The organism is Hyella patelloides LEGE 07179, assembly GCF_900659865.1.
GTDB lineage: Bacteria > Cyanobacteriota > Cyanobacteriia > Cyanobacteriales > Xenococcaceae > Hyella > Hyella patelloides.
The window spans coordinates 16,781-33,867 of sequence record NZ_LR213813.1; the positions used below are offsets into that span (position 1 = coordinate 16,781).

The window sequence follows — 17,087 nt, forward strand, 5'->3', positions numbered from 1 at the left end:
CCATAGGTTGAACATAATTACAGCGCACCAGCAGCAGTCTTATCCAAGACTCCACCACTCAAATGAGAAGTCAGATTAATGGCTTGTAAGACGGGTTTTCCTGAAGCACCTTTAGGGTAATCAATTACTGTCACTGCACCATTACCCTGTTTAATATTCCAGAAATTAGCAGGTTTTAAACCTAAAAGATAGCAAACAATCACTTTATTAATCGCATCATGAGCTACCACAATTCCTGTACGGTTACGATCTGAATTACTGTATTGCTCTACTATTTTTTGCCAAGCTGCGATCGCTCTATCCCAAACCTGTTGTAAATTTTCTCCTTCTGGCATTTGTACTGTTTCAGGTGCATCTTTCCACTGTTGCAGCATTCCTGGGAAGCCCGCTTCAATTTCTGATTCTAATTTTCCTTCCCATAAACCATGACAGATTTCGATTAGTTCGGTAGTGGTTTCTAAGGTAATATCGGGATGGTTTTCTAAAATAATTTCCGCAGTTTCTTTAGGACGAGACATCGAGCTAGTAACGGCAAAATCTAAGGATACATCTTTTAAGAAATCTCTGGCTTTGCCTCCTTGTGCTTTACCATTTTCATTGAGAGGAATATCTCTAATACCTTGGAAGCGAGATTCTTTATTCCATTGAGTTTCACCGTGACGTACTAATAGTAAACGAGGACCCGCATGGGGGTTGCGGGTAGAAGGAATGGGAATATCTAAATGAGAAGTTTGATTGAGAGATTCGATTTGTACTGAATCACCAAAACCACCGCTAAAATTGAGAATATTAACGCAACAGTTAGATTGCTGGATAGAGTGATAGCGGTCTGGATTAATACCAACAGCACTCATCAATAAACAACGATTAATACCGTTATGTGCCACTATCAGTAGAGTTTTACCCTGATACTGAGGAATAGTTGATTGCCAAAACTGCTTTGCTTGTTCGTAAAGAGCTAATACAGGATAATGTTCTGTACCATCTGCTAGCACCATCTTAAATTCATGGGGTTGTTCTTTCCAAGCGCGATAATCTTCTGCATACTTAACTGTTACTTCATCTTTACGCAGTTTTTCCCACAAAGGTAAATCTACTTCCATTAAATTCTCTGTAGGTTGCAGAGCAGGAGCATTATCTAAATAGCTATGAATAGTCTCTGCTGTTTGTTTGGCTCGCTGTAGAGGGCTACAATAAAAGCCGTCAATACTTACTCCTTTGAGGGCATTACCCACCGCTTGAGCGTCTGCAATTCCTTTTTCTGTCAACACTGATTCATCACAACGACCTTGAATCATCTTTTTGGCATTATAGGTGCTTTGTCCGTGACGAACGATAATGACGCGAGTAGCCAAGCTTGTAACCCTCCCAACTAAATTAATTTTACTTAGTTATTTTAAACGACTATTGTTGATTGTTGATTGTTAGTTGTGGCGTTGCTGAATGTGTAATGCTGAAAAGATATTTCGTTGAGTTGTTAAGCAGTAAAGATTTGCTTTTAAGCTTAGAGCTTAGAGCTTAGAGCTTAAAGCTACGAACCGCAACATCCAGGTGTCATTACTTAAATCACCAACGCCTTAGTTGTTAGTTGTTAGTAGCTCGTGGCTCGTTGGTTATCTTCTAACAATGAAAAGTTGTTCCTCTTTTATTGAGCGTGTTTTTTAATTATTAAGTACACACCCCAAGGGTCACCTGCTACTAGCTACTGCGATGCGCAGCGAGTCCTTTAGGGATACTTAATACCTTTGCTTCCTCATCCCTGTCTTGGTCAGTGAACGGTTACGTCCGCGAATGCGCGAGGTTGCCTCCAAAGTTTACTTGTCCTCGAATGGGGATATACCCCGTCGCGTCTCTACCAACTAATAACTAACAATTAAACATTAATCAACTAAAAATTAATCAGTAATTTCTGCATTAAACTCATTAAAAGAACGACGCTTTAACTGCTCTGATTCTGAACGAGGAAATAAATCAAAAACCTCTCTTAAAACATCATCCATAGCTTCATAGTTTTGTTGTCCCTGCTCATTAAAAACCACCTTTCCTTGTTGATCTAAAATTACAGTTTGAGGAACTTTACCTTCATAATAATAACCCTCTTCTTGAGGAGTGTATTGAGTATTTAACGCTAAAGAATCCACGCTAACAGGAATAATACTGGCAGCACGACCATAAAATTCTTGCAGACGGGAAACTACGAAAGAATATTGTTTACAATCGCTACTATCATCAATGTAGTAAACCAAAATAGCGGGGGTTTCACGTTTTAATGATTGTTTTAGATTAAGACGAGGAGGAACAAGAGAGCCATTACCAGCATAGAGAATATAGATATTGCCTTCGTATCTATCATCATCAATACTTGCCATAGCAGGAGATGAATTAAACCAAAATAAGCCAGTGCAAATAATTAGTAAGCATAACGAAAATAATCGCAGTAATTTTTGACGGGAGGAAATGCCGATGGTCAGTCGGCATATTCCACTCCCGTGTTGACTCAATCTATAAAGATTTGCTTGTGCTATGGTGTCAAATTTGAACAGAGAATAAATCATTATTAATTTAATTTTTATTGAGCAATCTATAAAATGACCAAAGATAATTATAGAACTGTATTGCACTGTATTAATTAAAATCAAATAAGACCAATAAATCCCCAGAAAGCGATCGCCAAAAAAATAATTTATAGTATATTTAAACTAATAACATCGCATTTACTTTTGCTTGACAAAAACTTGATGAAAACTTGATGAAAACTTGATGAGATAAAGCGATTGAGTGCCAGAGAATAGAACTCAGAAAAAGCGGTCATTATAAGATGCAGTCTTGAGGGACAAACTTAGATTTCTCTCAAGGCTAGCTCTCATGAAATAACAAAGACTCAGCAATGATTAAAGATTGCTCTTTGGATCGCTTGTACGAGGAAGTGTTGAAGTTGTTCTGAGATGTTCGACACGATATGGAAAATTTAACCAACAAAATAAACTCGCATTGGGAGATTCAGTATGGCTACTAACATCAATTTGTCCGAATTGGATGGTTCTCAAGGATTTGTTATTCAAGGAATTAATGAAGACGATAGAGCTGGCAATCCAGTAAGTAACGCAGGAGATATCAACGGTGATGGTTTTGACGATCTGATTATTAGCGCATATCTTGCTGGCTCTAATGATGCAGGGGAAAGCTATGTGGTCTTCGGTGGTAGTGATGTGGGCGATTCTGGCAGCATAGGACTGTCTGAACTTGATGGCAGTAATGGTTTTGTTATCAGTGGTATTGATGAAGATGATAGCTTTGGTAGGTCAGTCAGTAATGCAGGAGATATCAATGGTGATGGCATTGACGACATTATTATTGGTGCACCTTATGCTGGTACTCCCTATGCGCCTTATATTGTGCAGGAAGGAGAAAGCTATGTGATCTTTGGTGGCAGTGATGTAGGAAATTTTGGCAGCATAGAACTGTCGGAACTTGATGGTAGTAAAGGTTTTGTTATCAGAGGTGATAACTACGATAGATCTGGTAGGTCAGTCAGTAATGCAGGAGATATTAATGGAGATGGCATTGACGACATTATTATCGGTGCACCTTATGTTGATGTAATAGGAGGAGGAGGAGAAAGCTATGTGGTTTTTGGTAGTAATGATGTGGGCAATTCTGGCAGCCTAGAACTGTCGGAACTTGATGGCAATAATGGTTTTACTATCACTGGTGTCGATGTCTATGATAGATCTGGTTGGTCAGTCAGTAATGCAGGGGATATCAATGGAGATGGCATTGACGATTTGCTGATTGGCGCGCCTAATGCTGAGTATGGTTACTATAGCAATTACAATTCTGGTAGTAGCGATGGAGAAAGCTATGTAGTCTTTGGTAGTAATGATATAGGTAATTCTGGCAATTTAGACCTGGAAAATCTTGATGGTAGTAATGGTTTTGTTCTTTCAGGAATTGATAACTACGATAGAGCTGGTAGTTCAGTAAGTAATGCAGGGGATATTAATGGTGATGGCATTGACGATCTGCTGATTGGCACACCAAGGGCTGATGTTAATAGTAATGAGAATGCAGGAGAAAGCTATGTGGTCTTCGGTGGGAATGATGTGGGCAATTCTGGTAGTTTAGATTTAGAGAATCTTGATGGTAGTAATGGCTTTATTATCAGTGGGATCAATGAATATGATGTAGCTGGTGTTTCGGTAAGTAATGCAGGGGATGTCAATGGTGATGGACATGATGACATCATTATTGGCGCACCAGGGGTTGATGAAGGAGGAGAAAGCTATGTGATCTTTGGTAATAGTGATGGTTTTGATGCCAATATTGATTTAGCTAATCTTGATGATAGTACTGGTTTTGCCATTAGTGGGATTGATGGAGGCGATAGCTTTGGTAGTTCTGTAAGTAGTGCAGGAGATGTCAATGGAGATGGTCTTGACGATCTGCTAATTGGCGCACCTGGGGCTGATGTTGATGGGAATGAGAATGCGGGAGAAAGTTATGTGATCTTTGGCTTTACTCCTTTAGAACTTATCGGTACTAACGGTGATGATGTTTTAACTGGTGATACAGGAAGTGATAATATTTCTGGTTTGGGTGGAGATGACACTCTCTCTGGTTTAGCAGGGGATGATGAAATTCTCGGCGGTAGCGGTAATGATGAGATTTCTGGTGGAGAAGGGGACGATCTGATCCAAGGTCAAAGTGGAAATGATTTGATTGCTGGTGATGATGGCAATGATAGCTTAACTGGTAATAGTGGTGATGATGAAATCTCTGGTGGAGAAGGTAACGATACTGTCAGAGGTGGTAGTGAATCAGATACCATTTCAGGCGGTTCGGGTAACGATCTTTTGGTAGGAAACTCAGAAGATGACACCATTTCAGGCGATTTAGGCAGAGATACGATTCGTGGTGGTGATGGTGATGATTCTCTTAGAGGTAATTTTGCTAACGATTTGATTCGAGGTAATGCTGGTGCTGATTTAATTCGTGGTGATTTTGGCAATGATAACCTAGCAGGTGGATCGGAAAATGATACTCTGATTGGTGGTGATGGTGATGATTTCCTTAGTGGTAATACCAATGACGATCGCCTGATTGGTGTGGATTCGATCAATGCCAACTCAGATTTTGGTAGGGGTGAGTTAGATACCCTCACTGGTGGTGCAGGTAGCGATACTTTTGTTCTAGGAAATGCTGACCGTGTTTTCTATGATGATGGGGATAACTTTACTCTGGGAGATCAAGACTTGGCATTTATTACGGACTTCGATGCTAGTCAGGATATGATTCAACTCCAAGGTTCAGCAGAGTTTTATCGTTTAGATTTATTTCCTAGTGCAGGAACAATTAATGCTGAATTAATTTACGATCCAGGCGCATCTGCAAGAGGAGAAACTATCGCCTTTCTAACAGATGTTGATACCGATTTAACTCTGGAAGATTCGGCATTTGAGTTTGTCTAACTAAGACAATTGATGCTGAAATAGATATAGCGATCGCTATATCTATTTCAGTACCGTCGTCAAAGCACAAAACCCTTATGTCTTTTAGGCTACGGGTGTCTCACTTATTTTTCTATCTCAACTTAATATCTTTTTATTGACAGTACAGTGTTGGGGATTTGCTTCTGCTTGGATTGAATAGGTGTAGTCTTTTTCAGGATGAAACCAGGGAGTGTGAACAAAGGTATAAGGATATTTACCAACAATGCACACTTTATCATTGGGTTCTATTTTTTCCAGCAGATTGCGATCTACTGTATCCTGTTTAAAATTTTCTAGGGTATGGAAGCCAGGCTTGATGTAGAAAAAATAGGTCTTAGCAGCTACAATCGTTAAAGCAATTAGGCATACTAATCCTAAATTACGAGTATTAACCAATTGCGATTTTGAGGATGATAATTCTATACGAGTAACTAGATATAAGTTGAGAGAAACTAAAACAATCATCCAATACATGAAATATCTTAATTCGTGGGATTGAGGGAAATTAGCAGCTACTATTGACATTACCGTTAATAGAATCGCTGCAACTGAAGTATCCCGATCGCGATTTCGTATGCAGAGATAAGTAAAAAGTAAAAGATGAAAAACTACATAAGCACCGAAAAACCCACCCATACGCTGGCGATCTACATCTTCACTCCATTGATCGATTGACCAGGGTGCAGCTTTGATATCTAATATTGAATAGAGCCACCTTTGCGCTCTTGGTGCATCGCCGAGATAGCCTGGAGCATGATCGTACAAGGGTAGTGCGTGATTGAGAACATGACCTGCTATTTCGATTCTGACAGGATAAAAGGGATTGCCAAACAAAGCAATATTTTTGATCGGCGTAGCGAAAATAAACAAAGAAGCCACAAAAGCGATCGCGCCTGCTTTGATTAACCACTGAAAATAAGACCCTTTAGCTTCTTCTGAAGGCTGTCGCCAACGCAACCAGAGAAATCTCACAGCAACAAAAAATAACACTACCAATACTAAAGGTTCTAATTGTGGTTTACTATTGGATGCTGCTGCTGTACTAAAAATAATAATTAATAGTTGCAGTAAGGTAGGAAATTGTTTTTGTTGGTAAATCAAGTAGGTCATCATAATCGATATTGCCAAGGGAATATTGGAGGCTAAATCGACATAGGAACTGGTAGCATGGGCTTGAACTAAAGGAATTGCTAAAAGTGCAATTGTGGAGAGGAACAGAGGAACCCGAAAGCAAGTTTTTAGGAAGTACACATACAAGGCAATACTAGACCAACCAACGAGATTAGCACCTTGAACGCGACGAGTTACAAACCAGAAAAATCCTTGCAAAAAATGTACAAAAAGGGGAAATCCTGCAAAACGCTCTTCCATATTGATATACTGTTCTGCGGGAACAATCTGCCAGATCCTTGCAGCAAAGGGAAGATGATAACCCCAAGAATCGTAAGCGACATCAATATCAATAATTCCTCTGAGGAAGATCGAAATTGCCAGAATTAAAGCGATCGCCTTTAAAATGGTCGTAACACCAATTTTTTGGCTTTTTTTACTGGATTTGGTAACAGTTTCTACCATTTTTGATTAATTTATAAATTTAAGTATTAAGTGTTTGTAGCAGTCTTATTTGAGTTGTACAAATTATTTAATTAAATGTCTTTGTGTTAGTTCTCTAAAATTATTCATAATTACTTGAGAAACAGTAAGTTATTTAGTTATGAAATGAAATGAAAAATTATAAATGTCTTAATAATAATTATGCTTAATTAGTTCTATCTTACTTATTTTTGACTGGTTTTAGCTTGAAAAAACGCTCGCACAACCAAATTAAGAAAAATCCCAAAAGTGCGATCGCTGCTGATATGATATACAAAAATCGCTGTAGAAAAGCAAATTCAATAGCATCTGCTGTGGGAACTTGGAACAGTCTTAGTAAGCCGAGCCAACTTAATTCCATCAATCCTAAATTAGCAGGAGTAAAGCTAAGTAGCATTGCCAACTGTACTATGGGGGTGATAAAAACAATTGCCCACAGCTTAATTTTAAAACCTCCTGCTACAGCAATGACAACTCCCCTAATTAACCAAAAAAGGTAACGAGTTACAGAAACCCAAAATAAGTAGATCGTAAATTTTTTGCCAAAAAGCGAGTATTCAGTGGTGATTGCTTCTGATTCCGACTGTTCTTGAGATTTATTTTTCTTAATCAAAAAGTAGCCTTTGATTAATAACTGAATTAAAGATTTATACCACTTTTTAATAATAAAATGAGTACCAATTACAACAGTTGTGGTGGCAAAAACAGCTATCGATAGGGGAATATAGCCTAATACAAATAAAACAGAAGCAGGAAATAAAAGTACAGGAATTAAGAAATTAAAAAATTGATCGTAAATTACCGATAAAAATCCTCTAGAAAAAGAACTTATTTTATGGAGTCTCAGAGCCAAATTCTGCACTGCAACCATGCCAATATACTGAGGCATAAATTGCATACTCAAAGCCCCTAATGTAGTATAAAAAAAATAAAATCCTTGGCTTTGCTGACGCTCAGGAGTAAGTTTGTGAGTAACCAAATTCCACTTATAAGCAGTAAACCAAAAATGAAGAATTAAACTAGCGATCGCCAAAGCAGTATACCAAGGGTTTAAGTTATAAAAGCTGGCAATAATTTCTGTAAATTCTACTTCTGTAAAACGCAGTGTTAGCCATAACAAAACAAACCCCAAGGCCAAAGATAAAATACTAAATATAATTTTTTTCTGAGATGGCATTCTAATAGTTTTGGTAATTTAAATAGTAAAGTTAATTAATTTTGTTAGTCCCGTCAAGCGGGATAATATGGTCGATCGCTAGTTGATTTGTAACCCCATTTATGTGCCAGATCGATTTCGATTAATTCTGATATTTGAACCACTTCTGAGAAATACCTATTTTTTAGCTGTGTTTTGATATCTTCTGGCATTACAGATTTAGGTGCTTGATGCCAGAGAAATTTCTCGACAATTTTATCCCGCACAAATTCATTAAATTCTTGAGATAAAATATTTTTGGATATATTCTTTAAAACTGGATTATTAACCAAATTATTAATTGCTTTGAAGCGTACCTCCTTATTGGCATTTACAGATTCATAATCGGGAGTAAAATTACGATCCACTTCCAGAAAATCTAAAATTTCTTGATAAATTACCTCATTTTGCGAGCGAAAATCTTCAAAAATAATTATCTTAATTTGAGAGCGATCAAAGCGTTCGTAATATCTTTTTACCTGGGAATAGTAATCAACCCTTTCAGAGTAATATAAATAGCTAGGGCTGGTAACTCTAGAACTATCAGATTGCCCTTCCTGTCTTAAAGGCTCTAAATATAACGCTCGCTGAAAATCTGCTTCATTCTCTTCGGTAAATTTTACATAGTGACTATGGAGAGAATAAAGAAAACTAGCTGGTTCTCTAAGTACAATAATTATTTTTGCTTTAGGATTAAATTGAGCAATTTTTTGGGCTGCTACCTGAGAGTATAAGTAATTGGTTGAAGATTCCCCTAATACTGTTTCTGAATTTGCTTTGGTAAACAGTTGCAAATAATCCTGTTCTGTCCGAAAATCAAAAAAACGCTGATTACCATAATAGCGATCGCTTTCTGTGTGAAAGTCTTGGCAAAAATAGTGTGGTTCTTTAATGCTGGACATAAAAATTTCGGGATGTTGTCCCAAAAATTGGTGCAGTGCGGTAGTTCCCGATTTTGGTTGTCCGACAATAAAAAGATTGGGTTTGTTCATGTTTTTTTGACTTCTGAATTCTGACTAGGTGACTTTGCTTTACTAATGTTGAGCGAACTTATGTCTGAGATTGAGGAAGTTTGTGCGGGTAATTTCGCTTTTAATCTGGCTAATACTCGCTCTTGAATTCGTGAATCTCGCCAATATCGATACCAACCAGAAGTACCCAAACGCATAAAATTCCAACCCAATTTTAATAAATTAGTGGTTTCACCATGAATCATTGCAGCTAGGGTGGTATTAACCTTCGTAGAAAACCGTGCTACCGATTCTACTTCGCAAGACAAGCTTTCTTGACCATTCCAAAGAGCCAGATGTTTACTAACTACTAGGTTCATTTGTTGTTGAAAATCTGCAACACTAGAACTACGGCGAATAGTTTGCGAATCAGAATGAACGCGAAATGCAGCCAAAGCTTGAGGATAGTAAACCGTATCACCAGATGTAGCCAGTTTTAGCCAGAAATCCCAGTCCGCAGTGTACCAAAGTGCTTCATCCATTCCTCCCAGATCGAGGGCTAGCTGACGCTTAAAAATAGGTGCGGGAATGGCAATAAAGTTTTGCACTAAAAGCTTCTCTACAGATGTTTTAGGAGCGATCGCCACTAAATCTTGAAAAGGACAGTGCCAAGTACCCAATGGGTTTCCTTTGGCATCTATAAACAGAGTGGGATGTAAATAAAGACTTGCTTGGGGATACAAAGCGATCGCTTTTTGCATGGTTGCTAAACGTTTTGGTTGCCAGCGATCGTCTTGATGCAGAAAACAAGCATAAGTTCCCCGCGCTACAGCTAATCCATAATTGGTGTTAGCTACCCAATTGCCTTGTTTCCTTTCGATAATCTCGATTGGTAGTCGATCTTGATAGGATTTTGCGATCGCTAAAGTAGCATCCGTAGAACCATCATCGATTACAATACATTCGATATTATCATCCCCTTGAATTACCACAGAATCCAGAGTTGCAGCCAAATATTTTTGACCGTTATAGGTGGGAATAATAATTGATAACCAGGGTTGTTTCATGGATTCAGTGTAATTTAATTATCGATCTCAAAAAAGAACAAGAAGCAAACGACCAATGACCAATAACTACTACTTACTTTCTTTTCAAACCCAAAATACTCAAGAAGAAGCTAGAAAAAATTACCTGGAAACCAAGAGCAAAGGAAGTAACAGCAGGAATCACAATCGGCATAGTTTCAGCAGGGTTTAAAGAACCAAAAGAATGCTGTCCCCAAATACCAAAGGCATAAATTGATGCTCCAATTCCCAACAGCACCAGAATACTGCCGAAGATTAACCCAGATTCTAGATTAAGATAGCGAGAGAACCTTTTAAAACGGCGATCTGGTGGCAATAAACCTTCACTAATACCAAACACTTTAGTAAACAAGGCGAATACAACGATTTGAAAACCAATGGTCATAGCTGTAGAAGAATAAAGCAAAGTATGTACTTTGGGACTAGGTAAAAGCCATAAAGTACCCAGTAGCCCAACCAAAATCAAGAAAATACCAGGATAGAAGAAGAGCCAGCGTGGACTATACATGAATAAGAAACGCAGATGTCGCCAGCCATCACGCCAAGTATTTAAGTGGGGAGGACGACTACGACCATCAGGAGATAAAGTCGTGGGAACTTCGGCAATCTTCATCTTGTGCAGAGTAGCTTTAACCACCATCTCGCTAGCAAATTCCATCCCTGTAGTTTGCAAATCAAGGGCAGTGATCGAATCTTGGCGAAAACCCCGCAATCCACAGTGAAAATCGCCACAAGGACTAGCAAACAATAAACGTCCGATTCCCGTCAATACAGGATTTCCCAGATAACGATGTAACGGAGGCATTGCACCAGGAGCAATTCCACCCCTAAAGCGATTGCCCATGACTAAATCGTAGCCCTGTCTCAACTTTTGCACAAAGGGATTAAGCCTACTAAAGTCATAGCTATCATCGGCATCACCCATGATTATGTATTGCCCTCTGGCTGCTGCAATCCCCTCTTTAAGCGCACTACCGTATCCTCTAGTGGGAACGTTAACCACTCTGGCATTCATGCTTCGGGCAATTTGCTGAGAGCCGTCTGAACTACCATTGTCGGCAACAATAACTTCTCCTGAGACATTATTTTCTGATAAATAAGATTGCGCTTTTCTCACACAGGTAGCTAAAGTTTCTGCCTCATTTAAACAAGGCATAACGATGGAAACTTCAACTAAATCTTGCTTGTCAAAAGAGGGTTTTCTATCAGTAGAATTGATTAGCATTATTGATTCTATTTTTCTTTATTATTTATTTACAAAAGTGCAGACAATAATCAATATTAGTTAGTTAGCTGTAATTTAACTAATGCACTCGGAAAATTAGCTGAAAACAGTTAAGTGCATATAGATATAAGCTCCCCCAGAAAATAGATGGTTGTTGACAATTTGGAAATTCGCTCTTTGATTATTAATCAAGATAATAAAAATACGTAAAAGTTTGGTAAAGTTATTAAATTTAAAAATAGAGATTTATCTAAAAAAGTTCTAATAGTCATGATTAAAGATGTTCAGAACTTTAAAACTCTGAATAATGTCTTGACTTATAGCTTTGGAACACTTAGACGATAACTGACGATAACTATCCCCTAAATGTTTCCCATTCATTTTTTGCGTCAACTGTGAAAATACGCTTTTGTAGTTTTTGTAATATAAATCTCGTCTACATAGTCTTTAAAGCTATAAGCCTTTAGCGATAAGTTTTGAGCTTCAAATGATGTTGATTTTTACCCCAGTCTGATGTTGTAGATGTTGTAGTAGAGACAGCCCCACATATAGCAATACGAGCTTACGTTAGGACACTCATTACTCATTACTTATTACTTATTACTTATTACTTACGAGCAATCAAATAGACTCTGTCCTAACTCAACAATGGCAACGGCTATATATCGCGTCTTGGAGCGGGTTTAAGGGTTTTGCCAATAAGTACTAAAAACAAATAGGATTTGGTATAACAAGCTCAAAGCTACCGAATAGTTGCGATATTTTCGATATTAATCAAGCTAATTTATATTAAGCGCAGAATACCTTTCTTTCCCTAATTACAATCGCCTGCCTTGGGCTTTTACTCTGGCTAGTTAATCTAGAATATTTACGGATTTAACAATACAATCATCAAATATTGTTGTAGCTAGAAAAATTATAAAAGTGTTATTGTAACTAAACATATTACAAAACTATTACATTGATATATATTCGAGCAACAGAAGTCTCAATCAGTGCTGTACTATAACTTAGGAAAGAAAAAGTAGATCGAAAATAATGATTCAAGCATTAAGGGGAACAAGAGATATATTGCCAGAAGAAGTAGGCTACTGGCAGCTAATTGAACAAACAGCTAGAGAAATCCTAACTAAAGCGGTTTATCAAGAAATTCGCGTCCCGATTTTTGAACAAACATCCCTATTTGAAAGGGGTATTGGCGAAGCTACTGATGTAGTAGGGAAAGAAATGTATACTTTTACCAGTCGTGGTGGCAAAACTTCTATTACTTTGCGTCCAGAAGGTACAGCAGGTGTGGTGCGTTCTTACATTCAAAATAAACTCCACGCTCAAGGAGGAGTACAGCGTCTTTGGTATACTGGTGCTATGTTTCGCTACGAACGTCCCCAAGCAGGTCGTCAAAGACAATTTCATCAGATAGGTTTAGAGTTAATTGGTAGTGATGCGCCTCGTGCGGATGTAGAAGCGATCGCTGTTGCCACAGAAATTTTACAAGCATTAGGTTTAAAAAATCTTTCTTTAGATATTAATTCCGTCGGACGAGGAGAAGATCGCCAAAAATACAAAGAAGCTTTAGTAGCATATCTCGAACCCTATAAAGCAGAACTAGACGAAGATTCACGCGATCGCTTAACTCGTAATCCCCTGAGAATATTAGACAGTAAAGATCGAAAAACTCAAGAAATTGCCCAAGATGCTCCTAAAATTATCGATAGTCTGAGCGATTCTTCCAAAAGACACTTCGACACTGTTTTAAATCTGCTGACAGACCTTGGTATTGACTATCAAATAGACCACTGTTTGGTTAGAGGATTAGATTACTATACTCATACTGCTTTTGAAATCAAATCTAACGATCTCGGCGCACAGGCTACCGTTTGTGGTGGTGGTCGTTATGATGGTTTAGTTGCAGAATTAGGAGGACCCGATACTCAAGCTATTGGTTGGGCGATGGGTATGGAAAGATTGGTCTTATTATTGCAACAACTTACAGAATCTCCCGTCAATACACCAGACTTTTATCTAGTATCTCGTGGTGCAGTAGCAGAAGCCCAAGCTTTGCTACTAAGTCAAAAACTACGTCAAACTGGTTTTACCGTAGAATTAGACCTTAGCAGTAGTGCTTTTGGTAAGCAGTTCAAACGCGCAGATCGTAGTGGTGCTGTGGCTTGTTTGGTGCTAGGTGATGCGGAAGCAGATAATAAGACTGTCAATCTCAAATGGTTGGCTTCTGGAGAGCAAAAAGCGATCGCACAAGCTGAATTATTGGGAATGACAGAGGAATTAAAAACAAGAATTGCTGAGTTGAGACAATAGTGTTTTGGGGCGATCGTGTCAAAAAGCGATCGCTGTATTTATTATTTACTTTTGTAAGAGGTTTATCGAAAAAAATTAGACAAAAAATATTTATTCAATTGAAGTAATAGGGAAATCTAGGATTAATCATCTTATTTATTATTAAAAATTAATTTTTAATTTATGAGTTACTGTTTTAATCCCTATTGTCAAAAACCGCAAAATCTAACAACAGAAAAGTTTTGTCTTAATTGTCAAACACCTTTAGTCCTCCAAAATCGCTACAGCGCACTCAAAATTATAGGACAAGGAGGTATGGGGAGAACCTTTTTAGTAGTAGATAAAAAAGATAAAACCAGAGAATCTTATTGTGTTATTAAACAATTATTTTCTCAAACATTAGCTATAAATATAAATAGTCGCCAAAAAGCAACAGAATTATTTATTGCAGAAGCAGCTACTCTTGATAAGTTGGGTCAGCATCCCCAAATTCCCCAACTTTATGATTATTTTACTGAGAATGAATATCAATATTTAGTACAGGAATGGATAGAAGGAGATAACTTAATTCAAGTCATCAAAAAAGAGGGCATCATTCAAGAAAAAGGTCTTGTTCAAATATTAAAAGATTTACTACCAGTCTTATTATTTGTTCATGAATATCAAATTATTCATCGAGATATTAAACCAGAAAATATTATCCGTCGCACAGATGGAACTTTAGTTTTAGTAGACTTTGGCGCAGCAAAAACATTTACAGAAAAAGCACTACAGCAAACAGGAACAATAATTGGTTCTCCTGAATATATCGCTCCAGAACAACTTAGAGGTAAAGCAACATTTAGTAGTGATATTTATAGTTTAGGAGTGACTTGTCTTTATTTGCTAACAGAAATTTCTCCGTTTGATTTATATAGCGATAGTGAAGACAACTGGATTTGGCGAGATTATCTGGTTGACAAGTTCATTAGTTTAGAATTGAGTACAATTATCGATAAAATGATCGCTAGAGCAACTGCTCGACGCTATCAATCAATACAGAAAGTTTTACAAGACTTAAATGATCGGATTTCTTACTTTCCAGAGTTAGTCTCATTCTCTCAAAAAAAGGCTTTGGAAATGTTACCTACTAAGCCAAAAGAACTAACTTTAATCTCTCAATCAGGAATTGATTACACTCAATTAAAAGATTACTTAAAAGCGCAAAAGTGGCAAGAAGCTAATCAAATAACCGAAAAATTATTACTTAAAGCAGCCCATCAAGAAAGAAAAAATTGGTTAGAAAGAGACGATCTCAAAAACCTGAACTGTGAGGACTTATATATTATTGACCGACTATGGAGTTACTATTCGGAAGAGCGTTTTGGCTTCAGCGTACAACATAGTATTTGGTATAATTTAGAAATAAAAAAATATCAATACTTTGGGGAACAAATTGGTTGGTATCAAGAAAAGAAATGGCTCTTAATTAAGCACATCAATTTTAGTCTTTCTGCTCCTAAAGGACACTTACCTGTATTAAGTTGGTGGTTCGGTCACGCTATTTGGGGCTTAAAAGGTTTGTTCTCATATATTGATACTTGCAAAATCGAAGAATTTCCGAAATTTAATTTGCAGAATATTGAAGATTAGATATTCTTTTTTTGTTACTTGAAAAACGGCATTGCACAATTGATAATTGAATAATTTAACTTCACCAATAAAGATTATCTTTCTTGGTGAAAATATAACTAAATTTTGTTTAATTTTATAAACCAAGTTGATTTTAAAGTCAATATATGTTTAAAATATACTCTATGAAACGCTTTTAAGTATTAAATTAAATAGTTATGGAAGAATTTCTCAGTATTTTAGTAGATGCAAATGCAGAACAAAGAGCCGACTTATTATCTGAAGTACTAGAGTATGGAGAAATGGGAATCAATTTTTTAATTGAAAGTCTTAAATATCCAGAATTAATAGTTAGAGCAAAAGCTTATCAGTTATTACAAGATATTGAATCAGAACAAGCCCAAAAAGCAATTTTTAAGGGTCTTTTATTTAATCCAGGTGATAAAATTTATTGTCTTCAAAAGAGTTCTATTTGTTTTACTGATTCGAGTTATCTTTTATGTGAAAGAGAAACTTCAGCCAAAGTATTAACTACTTATCAAGATTATAAAAATCAAGATTTTAAAATTATTAACTTTGAAGAATCTGCTTCTATCATTACACATATTCCTTACTATATTAATCTTGAAGAAGCAAAATTAGCTACTGAATCTCTTCATAGACAAACAATGTCTAAATTTGGTATTACTTGTTTTACTTTATACGATGATAATAATAGCGAAGACATTAAACAATGGTGTGCCAATTACAGCATTAATTATCAAAATATTGTTCATTTACAAATAGGGCAAGATCGAAAATTTGGTATCAATGAATGGCTTGGAAATAACGATCTAAACATTAGCGATCGCAGTAATTTTTATCTTAGCGGGACTTAAACAATTTTGACGTTAAAAATAAGGTAGAATGCTTTAGTTAAGAGACTTGAGCATTATTATTTAAAGCGATCGCAATCATGAGAGAAACTACTCCCGCAGCCATGCCTCCCTGCAATGAAGCGATGGTGTAAAAAGTTTGATGATTTATTAAGAACCAAAGCTCAAAAAGCGGTGCGAACCTGCTGAGGTTTCCTCAGCCAAGGAACGCGCACCAAGACAAGGGAGTTTAGACACTATTTAGTCGGATTATTAGGAGAAAGTAAGCGAAAAAACATATATCAGATGGCTTCTGACTCAGTAGAAGTAACCTATCACAAATTACACCATTGTCTTGATGCAGTCGCTCATGGGGGAAACCCCCAAGACCGCGCTGCATCGCTTCTTAACTGAAGCAACATGGTCTGCCGACAAAATAAATGAGCGACGTTTAGAGGTAATGAACAAATGCAACCAAACTAGAATAAGCAGAGGATTCAGTTTAATTGTTGATGATTCGGGACATAGGAAGAGTGGAAACTTTACGTGCTGTGAGTGGGTCGTCAATATCTTGGTGAAATTGGCAAGACAGACAATGGAAATGTGGTAGTAACAACTCATCGTCTTGGTGCGCGTTCCTTGGGCGAGGAAACCTCGCCAGGGTCGCACCGCTTTATGATGGCAAAAAAAGCCTACCTTTAGACATAGAGTTATATCAACACGGTAATTCATTGCCTTTGGGAAAGAAAGACCCGCTATTTAGGAAAAAGCCAGAGTTAGCTTTGGAGTT

General features: G+C 37.2%; 11 protein-coding genes and 1 pseudogene. 5 read left to right on the top strand and 7 right to left on the bottom strand.

What is annotated here, in order from left to right; all coding sequences use genetic code 11:
• Positions 1–17 precede the first annotated feature (17 nt).
• Entirely contained in the window at positions 18–1,355 is a 1,338-nt protein-coding gene (locus tag H1P_RS09875) for a histidine phosphatase family protein (RefSeq protein WP_144866713.1), read from the bottom strand.
• Between the two features lie 540 nt (positions 1,356–1,895).
• Positions 1,896–2,459 carry a thylakoid membrane photosystem I accumulation factor gene (locus H1P_RS09880; RefSeq protein ID WP_144866736.1) on the bottom strand — a complete coding sequence of 188 codons (564 nt, stop codon included), beginning with the start codon at positions 2,457–2,459 and terminating at the stop codon, positions 1,896–1,898.
• Between the two features lie 546 nt (positions 2,460–3,005).
• On the opposite strand from H1P_RS09880, the gene H1P_RS09885 reads away from it, so the two are divergent.
• The gene (locus tag H1P_RS09885; RefSeq protein ID WP_144866715.1) at positions 3,006–5,468 is read left to right on the top strand and encodes an FG-GAP repeat protein; all 2,463 of its coding nucleotides are present in this window, start codon (positions 3,006–3,008) and stop codon (positions 5,466–5,468) included.
• 117 nt (positions 5,469–5,585) lie between these two features.
• On the opposite strand, the gene H1P_RS09890 is transcribed toward H1P_RS09885, so the two are convergent.
• The 5 genes from H1P_RS09890 to H1P_RS09910 all read right to left on the bottom strand — a co-directional run bounded on the left by H1P_RS09890 (position 5,586) and on the right by H1P_RS09910 (position 11,537).
• Positions 5,586–7,064: a hypothetical protein gene (locus H1P_RS09890; RefSeq protein ID WP_144866717.1), complete on the bottom strand. Its 1,479-nt coding sequence runs from the start codon at positions 7,062–7,064 to the stop codon at positions 5,586–5,588.
• A 199-nt stretch (positions 7,065–7,263) separates the two neighbouring features.
• Complete coding sequence (locus tag H1P_RS09895) at positions 7,264–8,259, bottom strand: lysylphosphatidylglycerol synthase transmembrane domain-containing protein (protein WP_144866719.1); 996 nt, start codon at positions 8,257–8,259, stop codon at positions 7,264–7,266.
• Between the two features lie 53 nt (positions 8,260–8,312).
• Positions 8,313–9,269, bottom strand: coding sequence for a sulfotransferase family protein (locus H1P_RS09900; protein ID WP_144866722.1), 957 nt, complete (start codon positions 9,267–9,269; stop codon positions 8,313–8,315).
• Positions 9,266–10,294 carry a glycosyltransferase gene (locus H1P_RS09905; RefSeq protein WP_144866724.1) on the bottom strand — a complete coding sequence of 343 codons (1,029 nt, stop codon included), beginning with the start codon at positions 10,292–10,294 and terminating at the stop codon, positions 9,266–9,268. The genes H1P_RS09900 and H1P_RS09905 overlap by 4 nt, the downstream gene beginning before the upstream one ends.
• A gap of 73 nt (positions 10,295–10,367) precedes the next feature.
• Positions 10,368–11,537 carry a glycosyltransferase family 2 protein gene (locus H1P_RS09910; RefSeq protein ID WP_144866726.1) on the bottom strand — a complete coding sequence of 390 codons (1,170 nt, stop codon included), beginning with the start codon at positions 11,535–11,537 and terminating at the stop codon, positions 10,368–10,370.
• A 1,038-nt stretch (positions 11,538–12,575) separates the two neighbouring features.
• Here H1P_RS09910 and hisS point away from each other — a divergent pair.
• From hisS to H1P_RS09930, 4 genes and pseudogenes are all read left to right on the top strand, one after another.
• Positions 12,576–13,853: a histidine--tRNA ligase gene (gene hisS / locus H1P_RS09915; protein WP_144866728.1), complete on the top strand. Its 1,278-nt coding sequence runs from the start codon at positions 12,576–12,578 to the stop codon at positions 13,851–13,853.
• A gap of 162 nt (positions 13,854–14,015) precedes the next feature.
• Positions 14,016–15,464 (top strand): serine/threonine-protein kinase, encoded by a 1,449-nt coding sequence (locus tag H1P_RS09920; RefSeq protein WP_144866730.1) that lies wholly within the window; start codon positions 14,016–14,018, stop codon positions 15,462–15,464.
• Between the two features lie 197 nt (positions 15,465–15,661).
• The gene (locus H1P_RS09925; RefSeq protein WP_144866732.1) at positions 15,662–16,321 is read left to right on the top strand and encodes a hypothetical protein; all 660 of its coding nucleotides are present in this window, start codon (positions 15,662–15,664) and stop codon (positions 16,319–16,321) included.
• 77 nt (positions 16,322–16,398) lie between these two features.
• Positions 16,399–17,087: pseudogene (locus H1P_RS09930) on the top strand (transposase); the annotation flags it as partial.